Source organism: Rhodococcus sp. 7Tela_A2 (assembly GCF_049311045.1).
Taxonomy (GTDB): Bacteria; Actinomycetota; Actinomycetes; order Mycobacteriales; family Mycobacteriaceae; genus Rhodococcus.
On the sequence record NZ_JAXION010000139.1, the window covers coordinates 1 to 10231 of the forward strand.

The 10231-nt window shown below is 67.4% G+C and carries 8 protein-coding genes and 1 pseudogene; 1 reads left to right on the plus strand and 8 read right to left on the minus strand.

The window, feature by feature from the left end:
• Positions 1–103 (plus strand): annotated as a pseudogene (gene rph, locus TVH25_RS19005) (ribonuclease PH); the annotation flags it as partial.
• A 56-nt stretch (positions 104–159) separates the two neighbouring features.
• Here rph and TVH25_RS19010 read toward each other — a convergent pair.
• From TVH25_RS19010 to TVH25_RS19045, 8 genes are all read right to left on the minus strand, one after another.
• Complete coding sequence (locus TVH25_RS19010; RefSeq protein ID WP_296550626.1) at positions 160–1170, minus strand: alpha/beta hydrolase; 1011 nt, start codon at positions 1168–1170, stop codon at positions 160–162.
• A gap of 255 nt (positions 1171–1425) precedes the next feature.
• Entirely contained in the window at positions 1426–3264 is a 1839-nt protein-coding gene (zomB, locus tag TVH25_RS19015) for a flagellar motor control protein ZomB (RefSeq protein ID WP_422425211.1), read from the minus strand.
• Between the two features lie 118 nt (positions 3265–3382).
• A complete protein-coding gene (locus TVH25_RS19020; protein ID WP_169652237.1) occupies positions 3383–4288 on the minus strand; it encodes a decaprenyl-phosphate phosphoribosyltransferase in 906 nt (301 codons plus the stop codon).
• Positions 4285–4782, minus strand: a complete 498-nt coding sequence (locus tag TVH25_RS19025) for a phosphatase PAP2 family protein (RefSeq protein ID WP_169621057.1) — start codon at positions 4780–4782, stop codon at positions 4285–4287. The genes TVH25_RS19020 and TVH25_RS19025 overlap by 4 nt, the downstream gene beginning before the upstream one ends.
• A gap of 58 nt (positions 4783–4840) precedes the next feature.
• A complete protein-coding gene (locus tag TVH25_RS19030) occupies positions 4841–6730 on the minus strand; it encodes a glycosyltransferase (RefSeq protein ID WP_422425208.1) in 1890 nt (629 codons plus the stop codon).
• On the minus strand, positions 6727–7950 hold the full coding sequence (glf, locus tag TVH25_RS19035) for a UDP-galactopyranose mutase (RefSeq protein WP_169620782.1): 1224 nt from the start codon (positions 7948–7950) through the stop codon (positions 6727–6729). Before glf ends, TVH25_RS19030 begins: the two co-directional genes overlap by 4 nt.
• 73 nt (positions 7951–8023) lie before the next feature.
• The gene (locus TVH25_RS19040; RefSeq protein WP_422425209.1) at positions 8024–8779 is read right to left on the minus strand and encodes a MerR family transcriptional regulator; all 756 of its coding nucleotides are present in this window, start codon (positions 8777–8779) and stop codon (positions 8024–8026) included.
• 140 nt (positions 8780–8919) lie between these two features.
• On the minus strand, positions 8920–10231 hold a 1312-nt coding region (locus tag TVH25_RS19045; protein WP_422425210.1), incomplete at its 5' end, for a SpoIID/LytB domain-containing protein.

Sequence of the window (10231 nt, forward strand, 5' to 3'; positions counted from 1 at the left end):
CGACGGGGGAACCCGCACCGCTGCCGTCACGGGCGCATATGTCGCGCTGAGCGACGCGGTGACGTGGCTGCGCGCCGCCGGCCGTCTCGCCCCCCCCCCCCCCCCCGCGGGGGGGGGGGCGGCGCTGTGAGGAGCAGTGCTACCGGATCTCTAGGGAGATCAGAAGGCGTTGAGCGCCTCGAGGATCTGCGGGCGAGCCTTCCACAGCTCGTCTTCCCAGTACTTCCATGCGTGGGTGCCACGCGACGGGAACTCGAAGGTGGCGGGGATACCGAGCGCGGCCAGCTTGACCTGGAATGCGCGGGTCTGGACCAGCGACAGTGCCTCGAGGCCCATTGCGTTCGCCGTGTTGTAGAAGCCGACGAAGCCCTCCGGGTTGTCGTGCTGGCCGGGCAGGCCGCTCGCTGCGGAGATGTAGAGGGACAGGCCCTCGAGCTTCGGAGCGAACACGAACGGGTCGTTGCGCAGCCACGACGGGCTCCACGGCGGGCCCCACATCGCGTCGACGTTGAAGCGGCCGGCGTCGAGCATCGCGATACGGATGGCCTCACGCATGCCGGGAGCCGACAGGTTCAGGTAGCCCGACAGCGACGACGCGAACTTGAACTGGTCGCGGTGGTAGGCAGCCAGCGTCAGAGCGGCCGAGCCACCCATCGACAGGCCGAGGATGCCGTTGTTGCTGCGCGACACGCCACGGGTGGCGAGGTAGTCGGGCAGCTGCTGGGTCAGGAACGTCTCCCACTTGTAGGTGATGTCCTGGCTGTTGAGATTGCTGGGCGAGTACCAGTCGGTGTAGAAGCTCGCCTGGCCGCCGACCGGCATGACCAAGCTGACGTTGTCGTTGCCGAACTGCTGGAGAGCATTCGTCTCGAAGGTCCACGCGTTGGCGTCGTCGCGGGCGCGCAATCCGTCGAGCATGTAGAGAGCCGCATCACCGCCACGGGCTGCCCACTGGATCTGAACCTTGATCGGGCCCATGTCGGAATCGACGAAGACCTCTTCGAATCCTCCGGCCGGTGCGCGGTGCGAGACCGGTGCACTCTGGGCCGGTGCGGCGACAGCCGCGGAGGTTCCGGCAACACCGGCGGCAACGGGCAATACCAGCGCCACGGCGGCGGTGCCGAGCAGGCGCCGACGAAGGCCCTGCGACAACCTGGGGACAAAACGCATGAACAATGCTCACTTTCTCGATCAGCGGCGTCCGCGTTCGCGTCCCCCGTGAATACCCGGCGTTCGACGACCGGCGGGCGGTCGCCACAAGTCACACTGCGGTCAAGACTGTAAAGGACGGCGTGATCTCTGACAAACCCCGATTTCTGAGGTCGTGGGCTTGCGCAGACCGACGTGCCGCGGCGACCGTTCTCGCCGTTATCCGACCGTAATATGCCGTGATACTAGCGAGACCTGAAGTTCAAGCCAACTCGGTCATCCACCCGCGGACGGCATCGGCAGGTCGCACCGCTGGATCTCGTACTCCGGTACCCGGTCGATCCGGTATCCCGCGTACTCGAATGCGTTCCGCAGATTCCGCTTGAACAGCGGCCAGGTCAGCTCGGCACCGGACGAATCCAGCAACTCACGCGTCTCGGGGCACGTGAGCGCGAGCTTGGCCATCGCCACCCACTCTTCGTCGAGGTAGCCCGGCAGCCAGGGATAGACGTCGACCACTCCCGACTCGGCCACCACCCAGTCCGGATACAGGATCTTGTCGTGCCCGATCCGGCCGTCTTCGAGCCGTTCGGTGTGTGCCGCGAGCGGATAGGCCAAGCCCATCTGGTCGACGACCCGAACATCCAGCCCGACATTCATGCTCGTCATGCCCAGGTTCAGAAAAAAGACCGTGTGCCCCGCTCCGCCCGGCGGAATGGGTTCCGGGGGCGGGACGACGTCCCAGGCGTCGTACGACGGCGTGGGCAGCAGCAGGCCCCCGTTCGGCGTCTCGGCGATCGTGGAGACCATCGCGCGCATCCGCGGGTAGTCGAGGTAGTCCTCGGCGCGGATCGGGTGGAGGTGCCCGGTGTTGAGCGAGTAGAACGCCCGCTCGTCGACGATGCCCGATCGGCCGACCACCGCACCCTCCGGCATGCCGGTCGTGTTCGACGCGAACAGCGCCCACACCACCGTGCCGACCCAGAGCACCGCGACCGCCCCGGCCACGCGGGTCCGGGGATTGTTTCCGAGTTCGGACCGGTCGGGAACCCGGAGCGGGATCACCGCTACCGGCAGCAGCAGGCAGAACAGGGGCGGGAGCAGCACGCGGCCGTGCATGAAGTCGCCGCCCACGCGCAGTGAATACAGCAGGAGCAGGACACCGGACAGGACCATCAGCACGACCACGGCGGTGGGCGTGCGCAGTACTCGTTGTCCCGCCGTCAGCAGGGTGCGCACGTCGGTTCCCTTCGACAGGAACCTTTCACGGTTGCCGGCAACACCGGTACCGCGACCGCTGGACCGCATCACCGCGACGGTCACCGCGACGAGGAACAACAGCGGCAGCCACAGCAGATACGGCACGACCAGGTTGCCGAGGTAGTCGAAGCCCTGTGTCCACTTCGCGCCGCCCGCGTCCTTGGAGACCGCGGTGTTCGGGTACGGCAGGCCGTAGTAGCCCATTCGCCAGATCTGGTAGACCACCGGCACCAGACCCGCGACCGCGACCATCGCAGCGCGGATCCGCCAGGTCAGGCCGTCCGCGAGGAAGAGCAGAGCGAGGGTCAGACCCGCGACGATCGCCAATTCGGGGCGCACCAGCGGACCGAGCCCGGCGACGAACGCCGTGCCCAGGATCCCCACGGTCCCCGGGAGAGGCCGCTTCCCGGCGGGATCGGGCGTTGCCCACCGGACCATGAGCAGCCACACCAGCGCGAGCCAGCAGATCACCAGGCAGGTCTCGAGTCCGGATGTCGCGAAGTCCCGGGCCGGCGGCACCGCGATGTAGACGAGCACACCGGCGGGCAACAGCAGAACCGTGCCGGTCGCGGCACGCATGCGCCACCGGTACAACCGCGCCGCGCCGAGCATCGCCAGGACCACCGCGGTCGTCGAGAGCACCAGCGCGAGGCCGAGTACGACGTACTCGAGGCGGATGCCGGTGAGCCATCCGGCGCCGTAGACGATGTACGTCCATGCCGTGGAGGTGTTCGCCTCGACACGTTCCCCGGCGTTGAAGACCGGTCCGTATCCGGCCAGCAGGTTGCGCACCGTACGGAGGACGATCAGGCCGTCGTCGGCGATCCACCGGCGGTCCCACGCGCCCCAGAACATCAGGAGTGCCGAGAGGGCCACTCCCCCGGCGAACACTCCGCGTGCGACACCGCGAGGCAGGCCGGGTCGGTTGGTGCCCGCTCGGCCTGCCGCGTTGTCGTCGACGTCGTTCACGACGTCAGAAGAGGTAGACAGCACCGCCGACCACCAGGATCCAGGCAACCGCGAGGAACTGCAGCACACGGTCCTTCAAAGCGATCTCTTCCGGCTCCCCGGCTTCGCCACCGTCCACGTCCACCGCGTACCGGAGGATCGCGACGACGAACGGCACCATCGAGATGGCGTACCAGTTCGAGTCCGCGCGGTTGTCCTGCTCGAACGCCCACAGGCCGTAGCAGATCACGACGGCGGTCGCGGCCACGGTCCACACGAACCGCAGGTAGGTCTCGGTGTAGTACTCGAGCGACTTGCGGATCTTGGCTCCGGTGCGGGTCGCGAGACGGAGTTCGGCGTAGCGCTTACCTGCCGCCATGAACAGCGATCCGAACGCCATGATCAGCAGGAACCACTGCGACAGCGGGATCTCCGCCGCGACACCGCCCGCGATCGCCCGGATCAGGAATCCCGACGAGACGATGCAGATGTCGAGCACGGCCTGATGCTTCAGCCCGAAGCAGTACGCGAGCTGGATGCCGATGTAGACGGCCATGACCACCGCGAGCTGCCAGTTCGCGAGGAACGACAGCAGAATCGAAGCGACCAGGAGGCCCACCGCGATCATGTAGGCGAGTCGTATCGGCAGGATGCCGGCGGCGATCGGCCGGAAACGCTTCGTGGGGTGCGCACGGTCGGCTTCGACGTCGAGCGCGTCGTTGACCAGGTAGATGCCGGACGCTGCCATGCAGAACACGACGAACGCGAGCGCGACCGGCAACAGCACGTCGAGCTGGGTGACCGATCCCGCAGCCATCGGTGCCGCGAGCACCAGGACGTTCTTCACCCACTGCCGCGGGCGCATCGCCTTGACGATCCCCGCGGGCAGGGTCTTCGGGGCCTCCTTGACGGCGGCCGGTTCCTCGCTCATCGCTCTCCAAACTTCTTCTCTGCCCGCACCACGACGGCGGCGGACGCCGCACCCAGTGCCGCGCCGGCCAGGACGTCCGTCGGATAGTGCACGCCGAGAACGAGGCGCGACAGCAGCATGGGCGGCACGAGCACCGCGGGAAAGGGTAGCCCGGTGACTCGGGCGAGCAGCACGGCAGCCGCGGTCGTGGAGGTCGCGTGCGACGACGGGAAACTCAGCCTGCTCGGCGTCGACACGTTGACCTGCACCGACGGGTCGGACGGCCGACGACGGCGCACCACCCGCTTGATGACGATCGAGGCGGCGTGCGCACCAACGGCACCGACGGCGACGCCGGCCCACTGACGGCGGCGCTTGCGGTCGACCACGGCTCCGAGTCCGCCGACGGCGACCCAGCCGAGCGCGTGCTCACCGAAGTGCGACAGACCGCGCGCAGCGGAGATGGCGCCCGGAGTGCTGCCGACGGCAGCCTGCACGGTCTGCAGGATCCGTATCTCGGTGTCGGTGCTCTTCCAACGACCTGTGCGAGCGCACTCGGCCGGATTCGTCTCGCTAGTTACCGGCGCCGAAGACACGCTCCCACTCCTCCTTGCTGGTCAGGGCGGGAACCGCGTCCCGGTACCGCTTCTTCATTTCGGGGAACCGGCGCGCAAGTTCACGGCGCAGGCGAAGCGCCTCGGTCAGCAGGGCCTGAGCCTGTGCTCGGTCGCGCTTACGGTAGACGACGCCCCGGCCGTCCGCGGTGGTGACGGTCACACCGTCGACCTGGGACAGCAGGAACCAGCGCGCATCGATCGTGGGCACGTTGAGCTGGGGACGGTTGTGGTGCTCGGCGTTCTCCGGACGGAAATTGTGCAGCACACCCTTGGCGAGACGCTTGACCTTCGCGGCCGCACCTTCGGGGATTCCGACCGCGCCGACCTCGGCTCCCGACGCCATCGGCAACTCTGTCGACGACGGCAGCACCACTGCGTCGGAGAAGTTCTTCCGCAGCGCGTGCACCTCACCGAGGGCGCGGGGCAACAGGTCGAAGAGCTGCTCCGGGCCGGCCAGGAAGTCTTCGATCGCCTTGTTCTGGATCGCGACCGTGGAGTACTCGAGGCACACCAGGTGCTTGACCGTGGCCTTGACCGTGTCCAGCACCAGGGCCTTGGAGTCACCGTCCATGTGCATCGCGGCGACGACCAGCCGGTTGCGCAGGTGGAAGTACGCCTGCCAGTCGATGGCGTCGTCCTTGTCGCTCCATGCCATGTGCCAGATCGCGGCACCGGGCATGGTGACCGTCGGATACCCGGCGGCGCGGGCGCGCAGCCCGTACTCGGCGTCGTCCCACTTGATGAACAACGGCAGTGGCTGCCCGATGTCCTCCGCGACGACCCGCGGGATCATGCACATCCACCAGCCGTTGAAGTCGACATCGATGCGCCGGTGCAGCAGCTTCGAGTTCTCGCGGTCGTGCAACGGCTTGGTCGCGAAGTCGTGGTCGTATTCCACGTTCGGAGCGGCACTCCACATGAAGTTCGCCCGGTTGATGACCTCGCCCATGGTGTGCAGGTGGCTACGTTCCTGCAGGTTGAGCATCTGGCCGCCGACGAGCATCGGCTTCTTCGCGAAGCGCGACAATGCCAGCGCGCGCAGCACCGAGTCCGGTTCGATCTCGATGTCGTCGTCCATGAACAGAATGAACGGCGAGTCGGTGGTCTTCAGCGCCTCGTACATGATGCGGCTGTAACCACCGGAACCACCGAGGTTGCCCTGGTCGTGGATGACGAGCCGGTCGCCGAACGGTGCGGCCGCCTCGGCGAAATCCGGTTCGTCACGAACCTTGCGGGTGCCCTGGTCCGGAATGATCACGGCGTCGACGACATCCATGACCAGCGGGTCGGACGCGAGCGCCCGCAGTGCCTTCACACAGTCGGCGGGCCGGTTGAACGTCGGGATACCGACAGCGACGGACGCGCGGCCTTCGGCCTCCACCGGCGAGTACCAGCCCGCGGAGTGCAGCGTGACCTCGGTGTCGGTCGTGATGTCGAACCAGATCCAGCCGCCGTCCTCGAACGGACCGAGATCGGTCTCGAGTTCGACGACGACCCTGTCGCCGGAGAACTCACTGCCGGTGACGTGGATGCGGCTCGCGTCGGCCTTGCTGCGGTAGATGTCGATGCGGCCGTGGCCGGTCAGCTCGAGGCGCAGCACCACCGCCGGCAGTGTGCTCCAGCGCCGCCAGTAGCTTGCCGGGAACGCGTTGAAATAGGTGCACAGCGACACCTCCGACTCGGCGCCGACTGTCAGCGTCGTGCGGGAAGTGGCGTGCGCACGACGGGCGTTCGTCGGCGACTCCTCGAGGTACAGGGTGCGCACGTCGAGGGGTTCACCCGGCCGGGGCAGGATGATCCGCTGGAGAAGGGTCTTACCGAGCAGGCCCGGTTCGCTGATGCTCACGACGCGTCACCCGCAATCGGGGCACCCGACTCGAAGTGCGGCGCGAGGACATTGTCGAACATCGACAGCGCGCTGGCGATCGCCATGTGCATGTCGAGGTACTGGTAGGTCCCCAGGCGGCCGCCGAACAGCACGTTGTTCTCGGCTGCTTCCTTCTTCGCGAGTTCGCGGTAGGCGGTGAGCTTCGCGCGGTCCTCGGAGGTGTTGATCGGGTAGTACGGCTCGTCGTCGTCACCCGCGAAGCGCGAGAACTCACGCATGATGACCGTCTTGTCGGCCGGGTACGTCTCGCGCTCGGGATGGAAGTGCCGGAACTCGTGGATGCGGGTGTACGGCACGTCGGCGTCGTTGTAGTTCATCACCGGGGTGCCCTGGAAGTCGCCGCAGTCGCGCAGGACCTCGGTTTCGAAGTCGAGGGTGCGCCACCCGAGCTTGCCTTCGACGTCGTCGAAATAGCGGTCCAGCGGGCCGGTGTAGACGACGGGCGCATCGGGGCTCGCGGCCCGGATCTCGTCGCGAACCTCGAACCAGTCGGTGTCGAGCCGCACCTCGATGCGGTCGTCCTTCGCCATGTTTTCGAGCCACGCGGTGTAGCCGTCGACCGGCAGCCCTTCGTACGTGTCGTTGAAGTAGCGGTTGTCGAAGGTGTACCGGACCGGGAGCCGGGCGATGTTGCCCGCCGGCAGTTCCTTCGGGTCGGTCTGCCACTGCTTGGCGGTGTAGTCGCGCACGAACGCCTCGTACAGCGGACGGCCGATCAGGGAGATCGCCTTCTCCTCGAGGTTCTTCGCCTCGGCGGAATCGATCTCCGACGCCTGCTCCTTGATCAGGGCGCGCGCCTCGTCCGGCGTGAAGTAGCGGCCGAAGAACTGGGAGACGAGGCCGAGCCCCATCGGGAACTGGTAGGCCTGGCCCTTGTGCATCGCGTACACGCGGTGCTGGTAGCCCGTGAAGTCGGTGAACTGGTTGACGTAGTCCCACACGCGCTTGTTCGACGTGTGGAACAGATGGGCACCGTACTTGTGGATTTCGATGCCGGTCTCGGGCTCGGGTTCGGAGTACGCATTGCCGCCGAGATGGTAGCGGCGCTCGACGACGAGAACTCGCTTGCCGAGCTGCGTGGCGGCCCGCTCTGCGATCGTCAGTCCGAAGAATCCGGAGCCGACGACGATCAGGTCGTACTCACCGGTGGAGGGCTGGGGCGCTGATGCAGCAGTCACGGAGAACCAGGGTAAGCGACCGGGGTACGAACGCGCCGGTTCGGTCCGTCACCGGACCGACCGGACGCTCCGTTCACACGTATCGGTGCAGCGTGTCGCGCACGAACGCGGCACCGGCAGGTCCGCCGTAGTTCGCGGCGAACCGTTCGTCGGCCACGTACATGTCGGCGAGGCCGAGCACGTACTCCCGGCTGATGCCGTCCGGGGTGCCGTATCCGGGAGTGCCGGGAATCGAGGACAGCCACTCGACGTGACGGCGAGCGAGCTCCAGGGCTTCCGGGCCGGCCGGGTCCAGCCCGGCCTCGGCCGCTGCGGTCCAGTCCGCGGACAGTTGCGCGGCGCGGCTCTTCCAGTCACCGCGTTCGCCCTCATCCATTCCGCGCCACCAGCGGTCACTGTTGTCGTACGCGTCCTTGCCCCATCGGTCGATCACCTCGTCGCGGTACTGCGTGTGATCGAAACCGTCGAACACTTCGTCTGCCATGAGCTCTTCTCCCTTTTCGGTCTTCGCAAGCGTGCTGCGCACCGCTTCGATGCGCCTCTCGAGTTGCCGCCGCTCGTGCTCGAGCAGTTCGAGGTGCGTCCGCAGCGCTGCCGTCGTGTCGTCGTGCCCGTCGAGGACCTCCCGGATCGCCGGGAGACCCAGACCGAGGTCCCGCAGCAGGAGGATGCGCTGCAACCGGACGAGCGCGTCGGCGTCGTAGAACCGCATCCCGTTGCTGCCGGTACGACAGGGGACGAGCACTCCGACGTCGCCGTAGTGCCGCAACGTGCGGCTGGTGACACCCGCGCTCCGGGCCAGTTCCTGGATCGACCATTCGCGTGGCATCTCGCCCTCCTTTCGGCACTTTTCAGGGTGCGTCTTGACGTTGCGTCAATGTCAACCCCCTCCTCGGACACGCCGGAAGGGGACGGACCTGATCAGGTCCGTCCCCTTCCGGCGTTTCGCGGGCGGCTACTCGGTACCGGCTACTCGGTACTACCCGTACCCGGCAGCCACTCGTCGAGGAAGCTGGCGTCGATCACCTGCGTGCCGAGATCCGGCGTCCAGACGATGGCGCCACCGGTGAAGATGCGGAACTTGCCCAGTTCGTCGGGCAGCATCAGTTCCGGACCGACCGGCGTGCCGAGTACACCGTCGACACCACCGAGTTCGAAGAATTTCGCTTCGATGGGCGACGCGCCGTTCCCGCTGCCGAACGGATCGATACCGACTTCGGGTCCGGGCTCCGCGGCCGGGGTGGTCGGCGGGGCCGGCAGATTTGCGCCTTCGGCGATCGTGAACCAGTCCGAACGCAGACCCAGTTTGGCGCGGGCTTCGGCGCCGGTCGTCTCGATGGTGCGGTCGCTGCCGACGACGCGCACGCGGGTGACACGTCCACCGTCCGCGCCGAGGTTGTTGCGGGCAAGCACTTCGAACGCCTGGAGTTCGCCCACGCCGAACGCGGAGCCGATCTCCCCGGCCGACAGGGTCTTGGCCCAGGCCCGGTTCGGTGCCACCTTGTCCCCCGCGTCTTCGACGGGCGGGAAGACGCCTCCGGCACTGTATCCACCGGTCGACGCCGAGAACTCGCTCCGGACGACGGCGCCGTCCTTCATCAGAACGGTGCCGCGCGTGCTGCGGACACCGTCGTCGGTACGGGGGTCCTCGGCGTTCGATCCGGTGTACACCTGGCAGTCGGTCGAGTCGCAGGTCTGCCAGAGTTCGTTCCGCTTTTCGGCAAGTGCGTAGGAACGTGCCGCGACGGCCTGCGCACGGAGGGCTTCCGCGCCACCGGTGTCGGCCCAGCCCGGAAGTGCCTCGGCCGGGACGACACTGCGGAGATAGTCCTCGACGTGCAGTCGGTTCACCGTCCGGGGCGCCGCGCCGTCGAGCACCACTCCGAGGGCTCCGCGATACGGCGTGTCGCTCCCGCACAACCGGAGGTGTTCCTCCGCCGGGCGGTCCTCGCCGAGGTCGACGGGATCTGCCCAGGGCACATCGGTCGCCGCCTGCCAGAGCACTTCGCCGCTGCACCCGGTCGTGACGACGACGTTCGCACCGCCGCCGGGCGTGGGGGCCAGATGGGCAGCCTCACCGGGCGCCAGTTGTTGTCCTGCAACTCGGAGACCGGTCTCGGAATACACATCGAGTGAGCGGTCGTCCTGCCCCGTCAGGCGCACAGCGATCATCGAGTCGTCGATCGAACCGAGCGTGGTTCCGCCGTAGTAGTGCGCGATGATGCGCTCGGCCGTCCAGCCCTCCTGGGCGTAGCCGTAGGCCCCCCATTGCCCCATGCCC

Bases quoted from the DNA above. Each gene is read 5' to 3' on its own strand.
- TVH25_RS19010 (WP_296550626.1), bottom strand. From the start codon at position 1,170: ATGCGTTTTGTCCCCAGGTTGTCGCAGGGCCTTCGTCGGCGCCTGCTC.
- zomB (WP_422425211.1), bottom strand. From the start codon at position 3,264: ATGTTCTGGGGCGCGTGGGACCGCCGGTGGATCGCCGACGACGGCCTG.
- TVH25_RS19020 (WP_169652237.1), bottom strand. From the start codon at position 4,288: ATGAGCGAGGAACCGGCCGCCGTCAAGGAGGCCCCGAAGACCCTGCCC.
- TVH25_RS19040 (WP_422425209.1), bottom strand. From the start codon at position 8,779: ATGCCACGCGAATGGTCGATCCAGGAACTGGCCCGGAGCGCGGGTGTC.